Source organism: Pseudomonas sp., from assembly GCF_050739775.1.
In the GTDB taxonomy this organism is placed as follows: domain Bacteria; phylum Pseudomonadota; class Gammaproteobacteria; order Pseudomonadales; family Pseudomonadaceae; genus Aquipseudomonas.
The window spans coordinates 48,254-67,450 of record NZ_JBOICA010000030.1 but is presented as its reverse complement, the minus strand read 5'-3'; the positions used below and the strand labels follow the sequence as shown (position 1 = coordinate 67,450).

Sequence of the window (19,197 nt, the reverse complement as noted above, 5' to 3'; positions counted from 1 at the left end):
GAAATGGCACTGTGGGAGCGGGCTTGCCCCGCGATGAAAGCGCTACTTTTGCGACTTGCCTACCCCATCCGCCCGAAACATCTGACGAATACCCCGCACCGCCTGACGAATACGGTCCTGGTTCTCGATCAGGGCAAAGCGTACATGATCGTCGCCATAGTCACCAAAGCCGATGCCCGGCGAGACACACACCTTGGCCTCGGCGAGCAGCTTCTTGGAGAACTCCAGCGACCCCAGGTGCGCGTACTCCTCAGGGATCTTCGCCCAGACGTACATCGACGCCTTGGGGTTCTCGACCATCCAGCCCAGTTCGTGCAGGCCCTTGACCAGCACGTTGCGGCGCTGGCGATACTGCTCGGCAATGTCGCGCACGCACTGCTGGTCACCTTCCAGGGCAGCGATCGCCGCCACCTGCAGCGGCGTGAAGGTGCCGTAGTCGTGATAGCTCTTGATCCGCGCCAGAGCGCTGACCAGCTCCGGATTACCGACCATGAAACCAATACGCCAGCCGGCCATGTTGTAGCTCTTGGACAGGGTGAAGAACTCCACCGCGATGTCCTTGGCGCCTGGCACCTGCATGATCGAAGGCGCCTTCCAGCCGTCGTAGACGATGTCGGCGTAGGCCAGGTCGTGGATCACCAGCACATCGTACTGCTTGGCCAGCGCCACCACGCGCTCGAAGAAATCCAGTTCGACACACTGCGCGGTCGGGTTGGAAGGGAAGCCGAGAATCATCATCTTCGGCTTGGGGATCGACTCGCGGATGGCCCGTTCCAGTTCGTTGAAGAAGTCCACGCCCGGCACCAGCGGCACCGAACGCACCTGGGCACCGGCAATCACCGCGCCGTAGATGTGGATCGGATAGCTGGGGTTGGGCACCAGCACCGTGTCGCCATGATCCAGGGTGGCGAGCATCAGGTGGGCCAGGCCCTCTTTCGAGCCGATGGTGACGATGGCTTCGCTTTCCGGGTCGATCTCGACCTCGTAGCGATCTTTGTACCAGCGCGAGATGGCCCGGCGCAGGCGCGGAATGCCGCGGGACGTCGAGTAGCCATGGGTATCTTCGCGCTGGGCGACCTGTACCAGTTTCTCGACGATGTGCGGCGGCGTGGCCCCGTCAGGGTTGCCCATGCTCAGGTCGATGATGTCCTCGCCACGACGGCGTGCGGCCATCTTGAGTTCGGCGGTGATGTTGAAGACGTAAGGGGGGAGACGATCAATGCGCGCAAAACGGCGCGGCGAACCTTGGTCAGCCATGGCTTCCTCGAAGACGTAAGCGCCCGGAACCGTCCGAGCGACGTTGGCCACTGCGGTGGCCGAGGCGGCAAGATAGAACGTCACGAGGGGGACTGTAAAGTGCTTTTGCTCATTCGACTGACCGAGCCCTCACTTCACGAAGAAGGAGGAGAGGCTATATCAAACTTCGGGCTTCCTGATGGCTGATGTAGGACAATTCCCAAAATGCAGCCACATCTGACTTGCTACGGCGCCTTCCGGGGCGCCTGAACTTACGTGCTGGAAGATCAAGAGCGAGTTGCTACTGAGTTTACCAGCAGGCTTGTCCCGTGATGGCCTCAGCCTGGCTCCGCCAACATCTGATGTCGAAGATACGCCAGTTGCAGGCGCCGCCCGTAACTTTGCGACTTCAGGAGGCCGAGCGGAGGTGTCTGGAGGGGGCTGGTGCGCAGCACCCTTCGGCGTTAGCCGAAGTCGCGAGCCGTAGACTTGGCGCAGCAAGTCGTAGGCCGCGATGCCCCTGGAAGACACCGAAGCGAGGGGACCCGAAGCGCAGCGTAGGGCCGTATGCAGGAGCAAGCGGTTTTGGTTCCTTTTGCCAAGACAAAAGGGACCCGCCGTGAGGGCGGAAGGGGCCAGCAATGGCGCCACAGCAAATGGATAAGCTCACAGCCTCAACAACCCAACCCAACCCAACCCAACCCAAGGATCCTAGTCCCCGGGATTCCGTGAAGAACCAAAAAAAAGCCCCGGGCGTTTGCGCCCAGGGCTTTTTTCAGCACATCGGTATCAATGTGCGTAGGTCAGCAGCAGCTCGGTCGGCACCTTGGTGTCGAGCGACATCATCACGCTCAGGGCAGTGATGGTGAAGATCGAGAACACGAACAGCTTGCGGGCCCACAGGCGATCATCGACAGCCTTGTAGCCGGTCCAGGCCATGTACAGCCAGTACATGCCCATGGCCGCAGCCACCGCCATGTAGCTCATGCCGGCATAACCACCGATGGTCAGCATCAGGGTTGCCGCCAGGAAGGCGACGATGTACCAGAGGATGTGCTTCTTGGCCACCAGGATGCCACGCTTGACCGGCAGAACCGGAATCGAGGCAGCCAGGTAGTCGTTGAAGCGGAAGATCGCGATGGCATAGGAATGCGGCATCTGCCAGAGGCTGAACATCACCAGCAGGGTCAGTGCAGCCAGGTCGAAGCTGTTGCTCACGGCGCAGTAGCCGATCACCGGAGGCATGGCACCGGACAGGCTGCCAACCAGGGTGCCGTGCACCGACTTGCGCTTCAGGTACAGGCTGTAGAAACCCACGTAGATGACGAAGCCGATCAGGCCGAACAACGCTGCCAGGGCATTGGCCTGCACATACAGCAGGCCAAGACCGGCCACCCCGAGCAGGGTGGCGTAGGCCAAGGCGACTTTCAGCGAGATCTGGCCCTGAACCATGGCACGGTTCTTGGTGCGCTCCATCTTGATGTCGATGTCACGGTCGATGCAGTTGTTGAACACGCAACCGGACGCCACCACCAGCGAAGTGCCAATCACCGTGGCCAGGAACAGCATGAAGTCGACATGCCCTTGCGCGGCAAGGAAGAAACCGCCTGCCACAGAAAGCACGTTACCGAAAATGATCCCCGGTTTGGTGATTTGGATAAAGTGCTTAACGGACATGTCGTCTTACCTCACTTCGCCATCATGCTGGTGTGGATGCTGAACATGATCCACAGCGACAGGCCGACCAACAGAGCAATAACCATCGCGGTAAACAGGAAGGTCGTGACGTTGGAACGCTGTTCTTCGGAACGGTCCATGTGCAGGAAGTACACCAGGTGCACAACCACCTGAATGACTGCCAGGGCCACCACCACCATGATGGTGATGTCCTTCGGCATGCTCGGGAACATCACCAGGCCGAACGGAATCGCGGTCAGGATCACCGACAGGACGAAGCCGATCAGGTAGGACTTTACGCTGCCGTGGTTGCCCTCGGCGTGGCTGTTATGTGCGTTAGCCATTTACAGAACCCCCAGCAGATAGACAACGGTGAACACACAGATCCAGACCACGTCCAGGAAGTGCCAGAACAGGCTCAGGCAGCTCATGCGGGTTTTGGAGGTGTTGGTGATACCGTGCTTGTTGATCTGGTACATCAGTACCGCCATCCAGATCAGACCTGCAGTCACGTGCAGACCGTGGGTACCGACCAGCGCGAAGAACGCCGACAGGAAGCCACTGCGCTGCGGGCCGAAGCCCTCGGCGATCAGGTGATGGAACTCGTAGATTTCCATCGCGATAAAGCCGGCACCGAGCAGGAAGGTCACAGCCAACCAGCCCAGTACGCCGCCCTTGTTGCCCTTGAACAGCTGCAACATGGCGAAGCCGAAGGTAATACTCGACAGCAACAGCAGTGCGGTTTCAACCGCGACAAAGTCCAGCTGGAAAATGTCATGACCCGACGGGCCGCCGGCAAAACTGCCGGACAGCACCGCGTAGGTGGCGAAGAGCGACGCAAACAGAATGCAGTCGGTCATCAGGTACAGCCAGAAACCGAAGATGGTCATCTGGCCCGAGTCGTGGTGGTGGTCGTCATGCCCATGGTCGTGACCATGAGCATGAGTATCAGCGTTAATTACATGACTGGACATTGATTAAACCCGTTCAAACGATTCGACACGTGCGCCAACCGGCGAGCCGGTAGCCAGGCCCAGGGACTTCAAACGCTCACCTTCGATGCGCGCCACTTCCTCGGCTGGAACCATGTAGCCCTGGTCGTCACGCGCAGCGTGGGCGACGAAGACCGCGATGGTACCGATCAGGCTCACGCCGACCAGCCACCAGATGTGCCAGATGAAGGCGAAACCGAAGACGGTCAGCAGCAGACCCATGAACAGACCGGTAGAGGTGTTGTTCGGCATGTGGATCGCTTCGTACTTGCCACGCACCTTGTGCGCAACACCGGCTTCTTTGGCTTCGTGCCAGGCATCCAGGCCAACTTTCTCAGGCATGTGAGCGAAGTTGTAGAACGGAGGTGGCGACGAAGTCGACCATTCCAGGGTACGGCCGCCCCATGGGTCGCCAGTCACGTCCATGTTGTCCTTGCGGTCGCGAACCGAAACGTACAGCTGGATCAGCTGGCAAGCAATACCGAACAGGATCAGCACGGCGCCGGCTACGGCTACGTACAGGTAGGGTTCCCACAGTGGGTTGTCGGAGTGGTTCAGACGACGGGTCATACCCATGAAGCCCAGTGCGTACAGCGGCATGAAGGCCACGTAGAAACCGGAGATCCAGAACCAGAAGGCAGCTTTGCCCCACTTCTCGTTCAGGGTGAAACCGAAGGCTTTCGGGAACCAGAAGGCGAAGCCGGCGATGTAGCCGAATACCGCACCACCGATGATCACGTTGTGGAAGTGAGCGATTACGAACAGGCTGTTGTGCAGAACGAAGTCAGCACCTGGAACAGCCAGCAGAACGCCAGTCATACCACCGATCGAGAAAGTAACCATGAAGCCCAGGGTCCACAGTACTGGCGCGGTGAAGCGCAGACGGCCCTGGTAAATCGTGAACAGCCAGTTGAACAACTTCACCCCGGTCGGGATCGAGATCAGCATTGTAGCCAGACCGAAGAAGGTGTTGACGCTCGCGCCAGAACCCATGGTGAAGAAGTGGTGCAGCCATACCGCAAAACCCAGTACCGCGATCGCGCCCGAGGCGTAGATCATCGACTTGTGGCCGAACAGACGTTTACCGGCGAAGGTCGAGGTCACTTCCGAGAACACGCCGAAGGCCGGCAGGATCAGGATGTAAACCTCAGGGTGACCCCAGGCCCAGAACAGGTTGACGTACATCATAGGATTCCCACCAAGCTCGTTGGTGAAAATGTGGAAGTCCATATAACGGTCAAGCGTCAGCAGTGCCAGAGCAGCGGTCAGGATCGGGAACGAAGCGACGATCAGAACGTTGGCCCAGGTGCAGGTCCAGGTGAAGATCGGCATGTCCATCAGCTTCATGCCAGGTGCGCGCATTTTCAGCACGGTGACCAGGAAGTTGACGCCCGTTAGTGTCGTACCCAGACCTGATAGCTGTAGCGCCCAGATGTAGTAGTCCACCCCCACCCCGGGGCTGTACTGAATCCCCGCAAGCGGCGGATAAGCAACCCAGCCGGTCTTGGCGAACTCACCGACACCCAGAGAGATGTTGACCAGCAGCACGCCTGCCAGCAGCAGGTAGAAGCTCAGGGAGTTCAGGAACGGGTAGGCAACGTCACGTGCACCGATCTGCAGAGGCAGGGCCAGGTTCATCAGGCCGGTGAAGAATGGCATTGCCATGAAGATGATCATGATCACACCGTGAGCGGTGAAGATCTGGTCATAGTGCTCAGGCGGCAGATAGCCTTCGGAGCCACCCGTGGCCATCGCCAGCTGGGTACGCATCATGATGGCGTCAGCAAAACCACGCAGCAGCATGATCATCGCGACGATGATGTACATCACCCCGATTTTCTTGTGGTCGACCGTAGTCAGCCACTCGGTCCACAAGTAGGTCCATTTCTTGAAGTAGGTGATTGCACCAACCACCGCGAGACCGCCGAGCGCAATCATGGCGAGTGTCACCATGACTATCGGCTCGTGATACGGAATCGCATCCAGACTTAGTTTACCGAACATCTCTTACTCCTCTGCCCCAGCAGCTGAATGCATACTCACGTCCATCCCTTCGGTACCGGCCGCTTCTTTGCTCTGCTCTTTTTCGTGGACTGGCCGGCCGCGGTTCATGCCTTCGTACTTGTCGACGATGGACTGGAACTGCTCAGGCGAGGCCACGCTGTACAGCGCGACTGGATTGTTTTCGCTAGTTTTGGCCAATGCCGCGTATTCAGCCGCGTCCAGCTGTTTAGGCGATTGCTTGACTTCGTTCACCCATGCCTCGAAATCGGCCTGGGAGGTGGCGGTTGCCTTGAACTTCATACCGGTGAAGCCGGCACCGCTGTAGTTCGCCGAGATACCGTCGAACTCGCCGTTCTCGTTGGCGATCAGGTGCAGCTTGGTGGTCATGCCGGCCATTGCGTAGATCTGGCCGCCCAGGCCCGGAATGAAGAACGAGTTCATTACCGAGTCGGAGGTCACGCGGAAGTTGACCGGGGTGTTGGCCGGGAAGACGATCTTGTTGACCGTGGCAATGCCTTGTTCCGGGTAGATGAACAGCCATTTCCAGTCCAGAGCGACCACGTCGATCTGCACCGGCTTCACGTCGGAAACCAGCGGACGATAAGGGTCCAGCTCGTGGGTGGTCTTGTAGGTCACATAGCCCAGGGCAATGATGATCAGCACCGGGATGGTCCAGACCGCCACTTCGATCTTGGTCGAGTGCGACCAGTCAGGGGTGTAGGTGGCCGCCTTGTTGGAAGCGCGATACTTCCAGGCGAATGCCAGCGTCATGAAAATGACAGGAATCACCACCAGCAACATCAAGCCGGTAGCGATGAGGATAAGGTTCTTTTGCTCAATGCCGACCTGGCCCTTCGGGTCGAGCAGGGTCCAGTTGCACCCACTGAGTAAAAGCATGCCTAAAAAGGGCAGAATGCCAAACAGTCTGGGGTAACGCTTTTTACTCATCTCACGACCTCTAGAGCAGCTTGCTTCAATGCAATTTGTGTTTTGGTCGCCAACACTTCGTCCTGCCAAGCGTCAGCATTTATGGGATCGAATACGGCCATACCTTGAGACCAGCTGCGGCGGCTCGGCATAAACCGGGTATTACGGTGTTTATTGTTTTGACTTCGTAGGCAACAGGCCTGTGTTCAGACCAATTCCATTTGGTGCGGGAAATCACGGAGGGGGGTCAGCCCGGCATCGCCGCAGGCGATGCTCGTCTGAGTCAGCAAAAAGAGCCTGGGGCTCCTTTAATCCTGCGACTCGCAAGCGGTGCCGAACGGAAATTGGGGGCGATTGTAGATAGGTCGTCATTCAATGACTATGACTAATTGAGCAACAGTCTTTTACAGAATTGACAACAATCAAGTCTGAAAAATCAGTTTCGCGACAGTTTGTCGCACCCCGTTCAATACCCCTGAAGCCTTCGTAATACAAGGCTTTAGGCTTGATTCAAGTCAACCCAAGTGCGACACCGAAAGAAAGTTTCATTACACAACAGACTTGCATCAACACATGACTTTTGTCTAAGGCTTGCGACGGTTGCGGTAGATGCCCAAGGGCACCAGAACAGCGGTGAGGATAAAGGCCAGCAGCGCCCATTGCGCCAGCGAAAGCCCCAGCACTGGCGGGTAGGGAGTGGAGCAGAAGCCGTCGACCTGGAACACCAGTGGCAACACCGACGCCAGCGGCAAGCCATCGACAATAGGCTGCAGGGTGTCGATACCACAGCTGACCGCAGGGTTGGCCAGGATATAGACATGGTTACCGGCCGCGGCGATGCCGCCAATGGCGCTGAGCACCACCAGGCCCTCGAGGAGGGTCAGACCGCGGCGTCCGGGCATGGCGGCGCCAATGAAGGCAAACACGGCAATCAGCAGCAACGCATAGCGTTGCAGGATACACAGTGGGCAAGGTGCCTCACCGAGCACGACCTGCATGTACAAGGCACCGCCGATCAAGGCCAGGCAGATCACCCCCAGCAGCACCAGAAAGCGCCGCTCCCGGTTCAGGTGCGATGTTTGCTCGTTCATTGCATATCCTTCGTTGACTGAATGGCTCGACTGTCTGCGCGGAATTCTACACGCTCAAGAAGACCTTCAAGAACGGTAAAAGTGCCACACCAGACGGGTTCAAGCTGGCATGACCGGCTCCGCGAAGCAGAAAACTGAATTGCCACTATCTTAGTCCTGTGGATTATCCTATCATTAACACTGTACAAATAAACAGTGTCAAACACATCGATATTCAAAAGGCATGTGAGGTGATGAATGGCCGTCGAAGTGGTATACCGCAGCAGCCGCGATCTGGAGCGCTTGTTCATGGATAAAGCCGAAGCTGACCGTCACGACAAGATGCTCGAACTGGCCGAGCTGCTCGCCGAGGTCCTGAAAAAAGCCGTACCGTCGCTCAGCGAACAACAGGTCGAGGACGCCGGCATCTATATGGCCAAGAACCGCGACGTGTTTGCCAAGGCGTTCAAGAGCCAGCCTGACGCCTTGTCCGAGCTGCTCGCAGACACTGCCGCCGAATAACGCCCGTCAGCTGTAGATCAACTGTTCGGCAAGCATCTGCGCCACTCGCGCAGGTGAACGCTTTTCTGCCTGAGCGTGGGCAAACACTTCGGTCAGGCGCGAGGGAATGCGCGCCAGGTGGGCGGTAATGGTGCCCAGTGGCTCGCCACGGTGCTTGAGTGCCACGTAGATCAGGCCACCGGCATTGATGACGTAGTCAGGCGCATAGAGTATCCCACGGCTTTCCAGTTGATCGGCCACCTGCAAGGTGGTCAGCTGGTTGTTGGCCGCCCCCGCCACTGCCGCACAGCGCAGTTGCATCACACTCTGGCCATTGAGCACCGGCCCGATACCGCACGGCGCGAAGATGTCGCAGGGCGTGCTGATCAGCATCTCGTGGGCTACCGGACGTGCATTGAACTGCTCGATGGCCAGTTGCACCCTTCCAGGGTCATAGTCGCTGACCAGCAATTCGGCGCCGGCGGCATGCAGTTGCTCGGCAAGCGCATAGCCGACATTACCCAGACCCTGTACAGCCACCCGCAAGCCTTCCAGGTTGTCACTGCCCAGGCGGGCCATGGAGGTGGCGCGAATGCCGGCGAACACCCCCATGGCAGCATGAGGCGCGGGATCGCCGGCTGCGGTGGTGCTGGTGACATGCTGGGTGGTCTGGGCAATGCAATCCATGTCCACGGTCGAGGTGCCGCTGTCTATCGCGGTGATGAACCGGCCTTGCAGGGTCTCGACAAAGCGGCCAAAGGCTTCGAACAACGCCGCACGATTCTCAACGTGAGGGTTGCGAATGATCACCGCCTTGCCCCCCCCCAGCGGCAACCCAGCCAGCGCCGCCTTGTAGCTCATGCCCTGGGCCAGGCGTATGGCGTCGATCATGGCGCTGTCGTCGTCTGGATAGGCCAGGTAACGACAGCCGCCCATGGCCGGCCCAAGGTGTTCGCTGTGAATGGCGACCACCGCTTTCAGGCCGGTTGGTGGGTCGATGCACAGGTGCAGCGATTGCGTGCGAGTGCTTTGCATCAGCGCGAACATCAACGGGCTCCTCAGTGAGGTGCTGATCCCAGTATAGGCCGCACTTTGCCGATTGATGACAACACCCGGACCACTGGACGAAAAGCCTGGCCAGCGCTACAAAAGAAGCTTGAACGGAGATTGTCATGACCCCACGCCAAGCCTGTCTCGCCTGCCTGGAACATGATCCGGTTGCCTTGCTGGAGGCCGCGCTATGGGTTGCCGCCGAACACGACAGCAGCGTCCAGCCCCAGCTCATCATGCTCCAGGTCAAAGCGCTGCAACAGGAGGTCAGCGCCGGCCTGCCGATGCTGCCGCTCAGTGAGCTGGCCCAGCCGTTGTTGCGCAGGCTCAATGCCCTGGGATTCCTGCAAGATGAGTATCACCCGTTGCGGCCCCAGGCGGCCCTGCTCGACAAGGTCCTTGAGCGTCGCCGCGGCCAGCCGCTGGCCCTGGCCTTGCTGACCCTGGAACTGGCTCACGGGTTATCGATTCCGCTGGAAGGCGTGAACTTTCCCGGGCATTTTCTCTTGCGCGTACCCGGCGCCGACCACCTGCTCGACCCATGCGGCGGCCGCAGGCTCTACCCTGCCGATTGCCGCGAACTGCTCGGCCGCCAGTTCGGCCCGCAACTGCAACTCAACGCGGATCACCTGCTCAGCGCCAGCCCCAAGCAGATGCTCCAGCGCCTGTCACGCAACCTGCGCCAGTTGCATTCAACCCATGACGATGACCTGGCAGCACTCAAGGACGCCGAACGGGTATTGCAACTGGGCCCGGCCACCGCCAGCGACTACCTGGCACGCGCCACCCTGTACCAGCACCTGGACTGCCCCCAGGCCGAACGCTTCGACCTGGAGCATGCGTTGTTGCTCAGTGACGATCCAATCCAGCGCCTGCGCCTGACCGAGCGTCTGGGGCAACTGCATCAACCGCCCCCCTCGGTGCACTAACCCTCCTGACAGACTCAGGGCGTGTCGGGCTGTCTCGCCGGGTGAGCCTGGACAAACGCCGGGTGCTCCTCGGCCAGTGCCGCGACGCGGCGGATGCGCGGGTAGTCGGCGAGGCTGATATTGAAGCGCTGTGCGGCATACAGCTGCGGAATCAGATAGACATCTGCCAGCCCTGGTTCTCCACCAAAGCAATAGCCGCTATCACCGATCAATTTCTCCACCGCCGCCAGCCCCTGACTGATCCAGTGCGCGATCCAGGCATTGACCTGCTCCTCGTCATGGCCCAATCCGCGCAGCTGGTTGAGCACACTGACATTGTGCAGCGGATGCACATCGCAACCGATCAGCGCCGCCACGCCTCGAACCTGGGCGCGCAGCACAGGTTCCTCGGGCAGCAGCGCCGGCTGCGGATAAACCTCCTCCAGGTACTCGATGATCGCCGGTGACTGCACCAGCAGTTCACCGGAATCGATCTTCAGGGCTGGCACCCGGCCCTGAGGATTGAGTGCAAGGAAATCAGCCTGCCCTTGTTCGCCCTTGAGCAAGTTGACAGGCACGTACTGATACTCAAGTTGCTTGAGCGCCAGGGCAATCCTCACCCGATAGGACGAGGTCGAACGGAAGTAGTTGAACAGATCCATGGCCCTGCCCTCTTACTTGGCTGGAACAATCTTGCCGCGGCATTCACCGAAACCGATCGATGCCACGCCATCACGCACGCAACGGGCACGCAAGGTGATCTCGTCACCGTCCTCGAGGAACTTGCGCACCTCACCCGAAGCCAGCTGCACCGGCTCCTTGCCACCCTGAGTGATCTCCAGCAGGCTGCCGAATTGGCCAGGCTGGGCACCGGACAGCGTGCCCGAGCCGAACAAATCACCCGGCTGCAGCTGGCAACCGTTGACACTGTGGTGAGCGACCATTTGCGCGACGGTCCAGTACATGCTTGAAGTATTGCTCAGTGTCAGACGATGGGCCGGCAGATTCTGCTCGCGCATGCGCTCGGTCAGCAGCAGCACTTCCAGTTCGATATCAAAAGCACCTGCGGCCTGGTCACGCTTGTCCAGCAGATACGACAACGGCTGCGGATCGCCCTCAGGGCGCGCAGGCTGGGCACAACGGAAAGGCTCCAGGGCCTCGGCGGTCACCACCCAGGGGGAAACCGTCGAGATAAAGCTCTTGGACAGGAACGGGCCCAGCGGCTGGTATTCCCAGGCCTGGATGTCACGGGCAGACCAGTCATTGAGCAGACAGAAGCCGGCGATGTGCTCAGCCGCTTCGGCGACCGGAATCGACTCGCCCATCTCGTTACCCTGGCCAATCCAGATGCCCAGCTCCAGCTCGTAGTCCAGGCGTGCACAGGGGCCGAAGCTTGGCTCGCTCTGCCCGGCTGGCAGGGTCTGGCCCTTGGGCCGGCGCACATCGGTGCCGGACGGACGAATGGTCGAGGCGCGGCCGTGGTAACCGATCGGCACATATTTGTAGTTGGGCAGCAACGGGTTGTCCGGACGGAACAACTTACCAACATTCTTGGCGTGCTCGATGCCCACATAGAAGTCGGTGTAGTCACCGATCTGTGCTGGCAGATGTAGCTGGCACGCGCCGCTGGCAAGCAACAGCGGCTTGAGCGCCGCCTGATGCTCGCTGTGCTCGCCAAGCAGTTCCAGCAGACGCTCGCGCAAGGCCACGCGGGCATCGCGACCCAAGGCGAAGAAAGCGTTCAGCGCGCCACCACGGGTCGCCTCGACGGCGGCACGGGCCTGGCCCTCGAACAGGCCAGCAGCCAGCCCGCCTTCAAGGTCGAGAATCGCATCGCCAATGGCCACACCGCAGCGTTTGCCCAGATCCTTGTGAGTGAAGATCCCCAGCGGCAGGTTCTGCAGCGGAAAATCGCGATGACCGTTGGCGTGTTCGACCCAACTGCGGGCAATAGCGGACTGATTCATGGGTTATCTCCGATTCGGGGTGAAGGTGCTCGGCAATGAAGCCCAGCAACTATCGTAGTCGGCCTGCAGCTGCGGGCACTCAAGGGCATGGCGGCTCGGGCGCAGCACCTGGCTGGTCTCGAACATGAAGGCCATAGTGTTGTCGATCTTGCTTGGCGCAAGTTCGACGGCGATGGCCTTGGCGCAGGTTTCCGCGTCCGGGCCATGGGCGCTCATGCAACTGTGCAGGGACGCACCGCCGGGCAGGAAGCCTTCGGCCTTGGCATCGTATTCGCCCTTGATCAGGCCCATGAACTCGTTCATCAGGTTGCGGTGGAACCACGGTGGACGGAAAGTGTTCTCGGCCACCATCCAGCGTGGCGGGAAGATCACGAAGTCGAGGTTAGCCATGCCCGGCACACTGGTCGGTGAAGTGAGCACAGTGAAAATCGACGGGTCCGGGTGGTCGAAGCTGACCGTACCGATGGTGTTGAAGCGGCGCAGATCATATTTGTACGGCACGTTGTTGCCGTGCCAGGCGACCACGTCCAGCGGCGAATGATTGAGCTCACAGCCCCACAGCTCACCGAGGAATTTTTGCACCAGCGGTACCGGACCCTGATGATCCTCATAATGCGCCACCGGTGCGAGGAAGTCGCGCGGGTTGGCCAAGCCGTTGCTGCCGATTGGGCCCAGATCCGGAATACGCAGGGGTGCGCCATGGTTTTCGGCGATGTAGCCGCGGGCCTGGCTGTCGAGCAACTCGACACGGAACTTCAAGCCGCGCGGCAGCACGGCGATTTCCAGCGGTTCGAGCACCAGCACGCCCAATTCGGTGACCAGACGCAGGCGGCCCAGTTCCGGCACCAGCAGCAGCTCACCGTCGGCGTTGAAGAACACCCGCTCCATGGAGCGGTTCGCGCAGTAGGTGTAGATGCTGATACCGGCCGGTTTCTCGCTGGCAGCGTTGGCTGCCATGGCGACCCAGCCATCAATGAAGTCGGTCGGCTCACTCGGAACCTCCTGTGGGCTCCAGCGCAAGCGATTTGGCGTCACCGCGCCCAGCGGGCCACCGGCCAGTTGCCGCTCCAGGCGCTCGAAACGCGGATGCAGCGCAGACGGACGGATGCGATACAGCCAGGTGCGGCGCATCTCGCTGCGGGTCATGGTGAAGGCGGTGCCGGAGAACAACTCGGCATACAGGCCGTAAGGCGCCTTTTGCGGCGAGTTCTGCCCCACCGGCAGGGCGCCGGGCAAGGCTTCGCTGGCGAATTCGTTGCCGAAACCGCTCAAGTAGTCGAGGACGGGGGTGCTATCGAGGTTCATCGAGCCTCCTGGCCCACTGCAGGCCGGTTGATGGCAGTTGGCTGCGCGCCGTTCACGGCAGCAACACTTCTGCGTTATTTTTATCGTAATTACATTACGCATAACGTAATTTGATTGACGAAGACCGTCAAGCTATAAAGACGCCCACCTGGACTACCCGGATCGAATGCACCATGGCCAAAGCCAGCTCCCCCGCCGACAGCGCCGGCAAACAAAAGGTCCGCTCGGCCGAAGTCGGCACCGACATCCTCAAGGCCCTGGCCCAACTGTCGCCCTCGACCTCACTGTCGCGCCTGGCCGAGCATGTGGACATGCCGGCGAGCAAGGTCCACCGTTACCTGCAGGCGCTGATTGCCAGCGGATTTGCCGAACAGAACCCGGCCACCAACCACTATGGCCTGGGGCGTGAAGCCTTGCGCGTGGGCCTCGCCGCCTTGGGCGGGATGGATGTGCTGAAAGTCGCGGCCATGCCGCTGTCGCAGTTGCGCGACGCACTCAACGAAAGCTGCTTCATTGCCGTGTGGGGTAACCAGGGGGCAACCGTGGTCAACATCGAGCCAGCAGTCCGCGCAGTGACCGTCGTGACCCAGATCGGCTCAGTGCTGCCACTGCTCAGCTCATCGACCGGGCTAGTGTTCGGCGCCTACCTGCCGGAGCGCGAGACTGTCGAGCTGCGCGACCAGGAGCTGGCCACCCTGGGTCACAGCGCCAGCGAATATGAAGCGCTGTTTGCCACTATCCGTCAGCGTGGCCTGCACCATGTCCATGGTTTGTTGATGCCCGGTGTAGATGCGCTCTCGGCACCCGTGCTCAATGCCGTTGGCCAGATTGCCGCCGTATTGACTGTGGTCGGTCCGACTTCGATCTTCCATGCCGACGAACAAGGCCCGGCAGCGCAGCAATTGCTGGCAGCGGCGAAGATGATCAGCTGGCGCATGGGCTACGAAGAAACCCCTTGAATCTGCTTACAAAGGCTCACACTCATTCACAAGATCCTGCGCTAGTGTGAACAGCGCTGCACTGTTGCCAGCCGTGCAACAGTGAATGTCTCAATTGACTATTTTTCCTTCTGAGTCAGCGGCTTATTCTGTTTTCAGCTGGACCGCGCCATCGCTGGCAGCCCGTCTGGCCTGGGAATTTCAGGCGTATACACCGCGCCTCCAGGCAACAGATTCACCGACGTTGATTTTGAAGCTCCTTGATCTACGTCTTACTTGGCCACTGCAGTGCAGCGGCCTTTTTTATGGCTGATTCCAGCCTTGCCCGTTCTCTATTAACGGGAGCTCGTACAACGATACGTCGCCCTCGCTTCAGGCTTTTGGGAACAGCTTGATCAAGCCCAGCCCCAAGAGCAGCCAAACTCCTCCAATTATTGCGAGCCACAAGGAAGTAACCAACCAACGCCGAAGGTAGGCGGGGGAAGTTATGTACATCATCAGCATCCACTAGCCCTTTTCGAACGCTGTACTGTGGAAACAGCATGAAACCGCTGATACCAGCGATCATGTTAAGACGTGATATCAGCAAGATAACTCCTCCTTTGTAGAGCTGCTCCTGAGGCCAGGCGCTATTTGGCAGCGCTGCGAACATGATCTGAAAGTGGCGACTACAGGCGACGTAGTAGTTAATGGCCACACCTGACAAACCGATCACAAAAGGGCAAAGCAAGAACGCAAACTGTATACCGGGATGCCAGAAGTGAACGTTGGCAGTCATTGCTCTATCCAGTTGTAAAGCACATCACCCATGAGCTCACCACCTTTAGTGCCTCCAGCGCCGCCAACTAGCGACCCGGCTCCGACCAGTACAATGGCGCACACTGGTGTAGCAATTCCGCCTGAGAATGCCACCACTGCGCCACAGACAACACCAGCGGCAGCTTGTCCCATCAAAGCACCAACAGCACCACCACCTAACCCTCCGGAGAAGCTTTCTGCCTGAAGTAAATCGAATCTTTTTACACGCCCCCGTCTCTTCCGCCCGGCACACTTCCTGGACCGTTAGAGCAGATACTCCCCCACCCAAAGCGATACCCACATACCCTCCGTACTTAAGGTACTTCGCCGTCTTCGACACCTGCTCCAGATGCGTGGCATAACCCGGAATCTCACCAGGCGCACCGGCTCGGCTCCAGTGGTGCACCAGGCTCTTGGTGGAAATACCCAGGTCACGGCGCAAGCTGTCGTAGCTGCCCAGATTCAACTGCTTGTTGAGGAACGCGCTCTTCAACTGGGCATCCAGCTGGCGGTACAACTGCTGGCGTGAGGCGAAGAACTCCGGGCTCTTCAGGTGCCCATAAGTGCTGAACATGCGTTGCTGCAGTTGCTCAAACGCCCGCAAGCCGCCTTCGACCTAGCGTAACCCCTGGTCGAGCATGTCCTTGCCAACCCCCATCGACAGGCTCGCACCACTGAGCAACCCGGCAATCTCACCTTGGTAACGGACCATGAAATTGGCCTCGTCCTCGTTGAGCGGTGCCAGAGCCTCACGCACTTGGGCGGCAGCAGCCATCAACTGGGCCTCCTCCTGCGTACAGGCCGTGCCGTTTTCAGGATCGCCGATGACGAACAGTTCACCCGCCTTGAAGCCCTGGGCAAAGGTGGGATTGAGCCGGTGCAGTCGGGCGGTCAGATAGCGGCTTTCACCGCCGAGCTGGGCCAGCACCTGCTGGCCGGACATGCTGCGTGGCACCACATAAAAGCCAGGTTCCAGAGTGCCCGGCGCGGCGGACATGGTCCGCATCGAGCGAGCTGAGGAAGCGGCGCTGGACGTGGACTTCGACGAAGACGCGTTGATGGCCTGAGGGCTTGGCTCGGAAAAACCGCGGGTGGTGCGCGCAACTGGAGACTCCCTGCCGCCCAGGGGCGCTATCAGCCGGTTTCTGCCGGGCGGGCAGCCGAAGTTGATCTGCACACCGTCAACGGCAATCGGTATTCCGTTAACGTTCCAGGCCGAGCACGGCATTTACAGGCAAGAACTCAGCGCATAACGATAGAGAAAAGTCCCACACCACTCTTGTAAATTGCCACCTGCGAGACTAGGTGCTGGGAGCGGGCTTGCCCCCCTGCCAATCAATCATCAGCTTCGTCAAAGTGAAACCGATGCAACAGTCGATGAGCGATGGGGGCCAGAATCAGACCGATACTGGCAACAAACACCAACCCGACATACAAGCCGTAACCGGCAAAGAACAGCTTGCCGCCAATGCTCTCGGGCAAGATCACCGGCCCTACGCCACCCAGCAGCAAGGTGGCGTTGAAGATCGCGTCGTGTAAGGGAATGTGCGGTTCGAAATACAGGTGCCCCAGCACGCCGAAGAGGATCGAAGCAATCAGCAGCAGGCAAGCCGCCAGGCCATGGCGTAGCAATCGAAAGCGGAATTGGCGGGACGAAATGACCGCTTCGGTTCTGGACTCGTACATACTTTGTACTCCTGCATCGGTCGTGGCCGCCCAGCATAGGCAGGAACCTCCGGCGACCACAATCTCAGGCAGTCTTCAGTTCTGCGCGAACTTTTGCAGATTGGCCATCATCTGCTGCAACGCCTCCAGGCTGTCGCTCGGGTGCACGGCGTCAGCAAAGTCGCCAATAGCCTGCCAGTTGGCCGCGACATCCTCTGGGCTAAACCCCTGATGCGGGTTGAAGCCCACGCCAAGACTACGCTCCCAACGCACTTTACCAACCCAGCCGCCGCCCACTTCATATAGGCCACCGCTGTCCTGGCACTGCTCGCTGCCCAGGTAAACCACCAGCGGGCTGACCAGTTCCGGCTTGAGCTGTTCGAAAATCTGGGGCGGAATCAACCCTTCGGTCATGCGTGTGCCACCGGTGGGTGCGATGGCGTTGACCAGAATGTTGTGTTTGCGTCCTTCAATGGCCAGGGTCTGGGTCAAGCCATACAGTCCGAGTTTGGCCATGCCATAGTTGGCCTGGCCGAAGTTGCCATAGATGCCCGAGGTCGAGGCGGTGAAAATCACCCGCCCCCAGTTCTGCTCACGCAGATACGGCCAGGCGGCACGGGTCACCTTGTAAGCGCCTTCGACATGCACCTGATAGACCTGCTCCCAGTCGCTGTATTCCATCTTGTGGAAAGTCTTGTCGCGCAGGATGCCGGCATTGTTGATCAGCACATCGACCCGGCCAAAGGTATCCAGCGCCTGTTCGACAATACGTTGCCCGTCGGCCACCGAATCATAGCTGGCCACCGCCGTACCGCCCGCTTCACGAATCTGCGCCACTACCCGGTCAGCCGCAGAGACGTTGGCGCCTTCACCATGGCTCGAACCGCCCAGATCGTTGACCACAACCCGCGCACCGTGCTGGGCAAACAGCAAGGCATGGGCCCGGCCCAAGCCACCGCCAGCGCCGGTAACAACCACCACTTTATCGTCCAGCCGCAGCGAATCGTTCATGTTCAACACTCCAGTGAAATCAGCAAGGAATGCCCGAGTGTCGGCCAGCACCGGCCAGCACACAATCAAGCGGGCACAGGGTGAATGGCAGGCGATAAGGCCAGAAGATGATACTACCGGCCTGGCCCTTCAGGACCAGGCCACCTTCTGCGGTACATGCTCCAGTGGCTGCTCGCGAAAAGCCAGATAGTGGCGCAGCACCTGTACCGGTGCTTCGATGTGGGGGTAGTGACCGATGCCTTGCAGCAGCACGGTATCGGGATTTGGTACCAGTTCCAGGTAACGCTCAAGCATGTGTCCACCAGACACCGGATCGACCGCGCCATTGATAAAGCGCAAGGGCACGCCCTCATTCTGCAGGGCAGCGACCCAACGTTCGCGGTGGACCGCACGCTCGGGCACATAGGTGACCAGCTTGTGCAGGATCCGCGTGCCGCAGTTCGACGCAATCAGGCTCCAATAGTCATCAAGCGCGCTTTCGCTGGGATGTGTGCAAGGGCCATAGATCTGAGTGACATGACGCACCAGGTCGTCGCGCCCGAACGAACGCGCCACTAGCCAGCCCAGTCGACCGAGCAGCAGCTTCTGGATCAGCAACGATCGATGGCGCTCAGGAAACAAGCCGCCGTTGAGAAACACACAGCTGGCGATACTCACCTGCCCTGCATGGTGCCGCGCCAGCAGCTCCTGGGAGACGCTGTCGCCATAGTCATGGGCGAGCAGGTGCACCGGCTGATCAACCTTCAGGTGTTCGAGCAAAGCCTGCTGCAGATCAGCCTGCTCGAGCAGGCTGTAATCGTGATGCACGGGCTTGGACGAGTCGCCAAAACCGAGCATGTCACAGGCAATCACGCGGAATCGCTGGGCCAGTGGTGCCCACAGGTAGTGCCAATCCCAGCTCGCAGTGGGAAATCCGTGGATAAGCAGCAGCGGCTCACCTTGCCCTGCCGTCCAGTATCGTATGGTCTGGCCGCGGAACGAAAAATTCAGGCCCCGGGTACGCCAGACACACAATGGAATCTCGGCCAGAGGCATCAGCGTAGCCCCGGTGAATAGAAGAACGTCGTGTTGAGCAAGGCATCAGTTGCGATCATTGCAATCACCTCGGCACATTCGTGTGCTCTACTGTGCAGCAGTCTAGTCAGCAC

The 19,197-nt window shown here is 59.6% G+C and carries 19 protein-coding genes; 3 read left to right on the top strand and 16 right to left on the bottom strand.

Annotated features, from left to right (window positions below):
- Positions 1–42: 42 nt before the first annotated feature.
- The 7 genes from alaC to ACRESH_RS16835 form a co-directional block, all read right to left on the bottom strand.
- Positions 43–1,257: an alanine transaminase gene (alaC, locus tag ACRESH_RS16865; RefSeq protein ID WP_431743050.1), complete on the bottom strand. Its 1,215-nt coding sequence runs from the start codon at positions 1,255–1,257 to the stop codon at positions 43–45.
- A 768-nt stretch (positions 1,258–2,025) separates the two neighbouring features.
- Entirely contained in the window at positions 2,026–2,913 is an 888-nt protein-coding gene (gene cyoE, locus ACRESH_RS16860; protein WP_431743048.1) for a heme o synthase, read from the bottom strand.
- A gap of 11 nt (positions 2,914–2,924) precedes the next feature.
- Positions 2,925–3,257 carry a cytochrome o ubiquinol oxidase subunit IV gene (cyoD, locus tag ACRESH_RS16855; protein WP_431743047.1) on the bottom strand — a complete coding sequence of 111 codons (333 nt, stop codon included), beginning with the start codon at positions 3,255–3,257 and terminating at the stop codon, positions 2,925–2,927.
- Positions 3,258–3,887 carry a cytochrome o ubiquinol oxidase subunit III gene (gene cyoC / locus ACRESH_RS16850; RefSeq protein ID WP_431743046.1) on the bottom strand — a complete coding sequence of 210 codons (630 nt, stop codon included), beginning with the start codon at positions 3,885–3,887 and terminating at the stop codon, positions 3,258–3,260.
- 3 nt (positions 3,888–3,890) lie between these two features.
- Positions 3,891–5,909, bottom strand: coding sequence for a cytochrome o ubiquinol oxidase subunit I (gene cyoB / locus ACRESH_RS16845; RefSeq protein WP_431743045.1), 2,019 nt, complete (start codon positions 5,907–5,909; stop codon positions 3,891–3,893).
- Between the two features lie 3 nt (positions 5,910–5,912).
- Entirely contained in the window at positions 5,913–6,857 is a 945-nt protein-coding gene (gene cyoA, locus ACRESH_RS16840) for a ubiquinol oxidase subunit II (RefSeq protein WP_045188200.1), read from the bottom strand.
- 563 nt (positions 6,858–7,420) lie between these two features.
- Positions 7,421–7,927 (bottom strand): disulfide bond formation protein B, encoded by a 507-nt coding sequence (locus ACRESH_RS16835; protein ID WP_431743044.1) that lies wholly within the window; start codon positions 7,925–7,927, stop codon positions 7,421–7,423.
- 237 nt (positions 7,928–8,164) lie between these two features.
- Here ACRESH_RS16835 and ACRESH_RS16830 point away from each other — a divergent pair, with 237 nt between their 5' ends.
- Positions 8,165–8,428, top strand: coding sequence for a YebG family protein (locus ACRESH_RS16830; RefSeq protein ID WP_157194130.1), 264 nt, complete (start codon positions 8,165–8,167; stop codon positions 8,426–8,428).
- 6 nt (positions 8,429–8,434) lie between these two features.
- Here the strand turns inward: ACRESH_RS16830 and ACRESH_RS16825 are convergent, their stop codons facing one another.
- Positions 8,435–9,454 (bottom strand): Leu/Phe/Val dehydrogenase, encoded by a 1,020-nt coding sequence (locus ACRESH_RS16825; protein WP_431743043.1) that lies wholly within the window; start codon positions 9,452–9,454, stop codon positions 8,435–8,437.
- A gap of 125 nt (positions 9,455–9,579) precedes the next feature.
- On the opposite strand from ACRESH_RS16825, the gene ACRESH_RS16820 reads away from it, so the two are divergent.
- Complete coding sequence (locus ACRESH_RS16820) at positions 9,580–10,386, top strand: SirB1 family protein (protein ID WP_431743042.1); 807 nt, start codon at positions 9,580–9,582, stop codon at positions 10,384–10,386.
- Between the two features lie 14 nt (positions 10,387–10,400).
- Here the strand turns inward: ACRESH_RS16820 and maiA are convergent, their stop codons facing one another.
- The 3 genes from maiA to hmgA are packed head-to-tail and all read right to left on the bottom strand — an operon-like array spanning position 10,401 to position 13,637.
- Positions 10,401–11,027, bottom strand: a complete 627-nt coding sequence (gene maiA / locus ACRESH_RS16815) for a maleylacetoacetate isomerase (protein ID WP_431743041.1) — start codon at positions 11,025–11,027, stop codon at positions 10,401–10,403.
- Positions 11,028–11,039: 12 nt separating this feature from the next.
- A complete protein-coding gene (fahA, locus tag ACRESH_RS16810) occupies positions 11,040–12,332 on the bottom strand; it encodes a fumarylacetoacetase (protein WP_431743040.1) in 1,293 nt (430 codons plus the stop codon).
- Positions 12,333–12,335: 3 nt separating this feature from the next.
- Complete coding sequence (gene hmgA / locus ACRESH_RS16805; RefSeq protein ID WP_431743039.1) at positions 12,336–13,637, bottom strand: homogentisate 1,2-dioxygenase; 1,302 nt, start codon at positions 13,635–13,637, stop codon at positions 12,336–12,338.
- Between the two features lie 173 nt (positions 13,638–13,810).
- Here hmgA and ACRESH_RS16800 point away from each other — a divergent pair, with 173 nt between their 5' ends.
- Entirely contained in the window at positions 13,811–14,596 is a 786-nt protein-coding gene (locus ACRESH_RS16800; protein ID WP_431743038.1) for an IclR family transcriptional regulator, read from the top strand.
- Between the two features lie 244 nt (positions 14,597–14,840).
- On the opposite strand, the gene ACRESH_RS16795 is transcribed toward ACRESH_RS16800, so the two are convergent.
- From ACRESH_RS16795 to ACRESH_RS16775, 5 genes are all read right to left on the bottom strand, one after another.
- Complete coding sequence (locus ACRESH_RS16795; RefSeq protein ID WP_431743037.1) at positions 14,841–15,353, bottom strand: hypothetical protein; 513 nt, start codon at positions 15,351–15,353, stop codon at positions 14,841–14,843.
- A gap of 636 nt (positions 15,354–15,989) precedes the next feature.
- A complete protein-coding gene (locus ACRESH_RS16790; protein WP_431743036.1) occupies positions 15,990–16,370 on the bottom strand; it encodes a hypothetical protein in 381 nt (126 codons plus the stop codon).
- A gap of 338 nt (positions 16,371–16,708) precedes the next feature.
- Positions 16,709–17,059, bottom strand: a complete 351-nt coding sequence (locus ACRESH_RS16785) for a hypothetical protein (RefSeq protein ID WP_431743035.1) — start codon at positions 17,057–17,059, stop codon at positions 16,709–16,711.
- Between the two features lie 75 nt (positions 17,060–17,134).
- Entirely contained in the window at positions 17,135–18,049 is a 915-nt protein-coding gene (locus tag ACRESH_RS16780) for an SDR family oxidoreductase (protein WP_431743034.1), read from the bottom strand.
- Between the two features lie 129 nt (positions 18,050–18,178).
- Positions 18,179–19,084, bottom strand: a complete 906-nt coding sequence (locus ACRESH_RS16775) for an alpha/beta fold hydrolase (protein ID WP_431743033.1) — start codon at positions 19,082–19,084, stop codon at positions 18,179–18,181.
- Positions 19,085–19,197: the final 113 nt, after the last annotated feature.

What these genes read in the sequence shown, in the direction of transcription:
- cyoC (WP_431743046.1), bottom strand. Translation starts at nt 3,887, where the DNA reads ATGTCCAGTCATGTAATTAACGCTGATACTCATGCTCATGGTCACGAC.
- maiA (WP_431743041.1), bottom strand. Translation starts at nt 11,027, where the DNA reads ATGGATCTGTTCAACTACTTCCGTTCGACCTCGTCCTATCGGGTGAGG.
- ACRESH_RS16800 (WP_431743038.1), top strand. Translation starts at nt 13,811, where the DNA reads ATGGCCAAAGCCAGCTCCCCCGCCGACAGCGCCGGCAAACAAAAGGTC.
- ACRESH_RS16785 (WP_431743035.1), bottom strand. Translation starts at nt 17,059, where the DNA reads ATGTACGAGTCCAGAACCGAAGCGGTCATTTCGTCCCGCCAATTCCGC.
- cyoE (WP_431743048.1), bottom strand. Translation starts at nt 2,913, where the DNA reads ATGTCCGTTAAGCACTTTATCCAAATCACCAAACCGGGGATCATTTTC.
- ACRESH_RS16820 (WP_431743042.1), top strand. Translation starts at nt 9,580, where the DNA reads ATGACCCCACGCCAAGCCTGTCTCGCCTGCCTGGAACATGATCCGGTT.
- ACRESH_RS16825 (WP_431743043.1), bottom strand. Translation starts at nt 9,454, where the DNA reads ATGTTCGCGCTGATGCAAAGCACTCGCACGCAATCGCTGCACCTGTGC.
- ACRESH_RS16790 (WP_431743036.1), bottom strand. Translation starts at nt 16,370, where the DNA reads ATGTCCGCCGCGCCGGGCACTCTGGAACCTGGCTTTTATGTGGTGCCA.
- cyoA (WP_045188200.1), bottom strand. Translation starts at nt 6,857, where the DNA reads ATGAGTAAAAAGCGTTACCCCAGACTGTTTGGCATTCTGCCCTTTTTA.
- cyoD (WP_431743047.1), bottom strand. Translation starts at nt 3,257, where the DNA reads ATGGCTAACGCACATAACAGCCACGCCGAGGGCAACCACGGCAGCGTA.
- ACRESH_RS16835 (WP_431743044.1), bottom strand. Translation starts at nt 7,927, where the DNA reads ATGAACGAGCAAACATCGCACCTGAACCGGGAGCGGCGCTTTCTGGTG.
- ACRESH_RS16780 (WP_431743034.1), bottom strand. Translation starts at nt 18,049, where the DNA reads ATGAACGATTCGCTGCGGCTGGACGATAAAGTGGTGGTTGTTACCGGC.
- cyoB (WP_431743045.1), bottom strand. Translation starts at nt 5,909, where the DNA reads ATGTTCGGTAAACTAAGTCTGGATGCGATTCCGTATCACGAGCCGATA.
- ACRESH_RS16830 (WP_157194130.1), top strand. Translation starts at nt 8,165, where the DNA reads ATGGCCGTCGAAGTGGTATACCGCAGCAGCCGCGATCTGGAGCGCTTG.
- hmgA (WP_431743039.1), bottom strand. Translation starts at nt 13,637, where the DNA reads ATGAACCTCGATAGCACCCCCGTCCTCGACTACTTGAGCGGTTTCGGC.
- ACRESH_RS16775 (WP_431743033.1), bottom strand. Translation starts at nt 19,084, where the DNA reads ATGCCTCTGGCCGAGATTCCATTGTGTGTCTGGCGTACCCGGGGCCTG.
- ACRESH_RS16795 (WP_431743037.1), bottom strand. Translation starts at nt 15,353, where the DNA reads ATGACTGCCAACGTTCACTTCTGGCATCCCGGTATACAGTTTGCGTTC.
- fahA (WP_431743040.1), bottom strand. Translation starts at nt 12,332, where the DNA reads ATGAATCAGTCCGCTATTGCCCGCAGTTGGGTCGAACACGCCAACGGT.
- alaC (WP_431743050.1), bottom strand. Translation starts at nt 1,257, where the DNA reads ATGGCTGACCAAGGTTCGCCGCGCCGTTTTGCGCGCATTGATCGTCTC.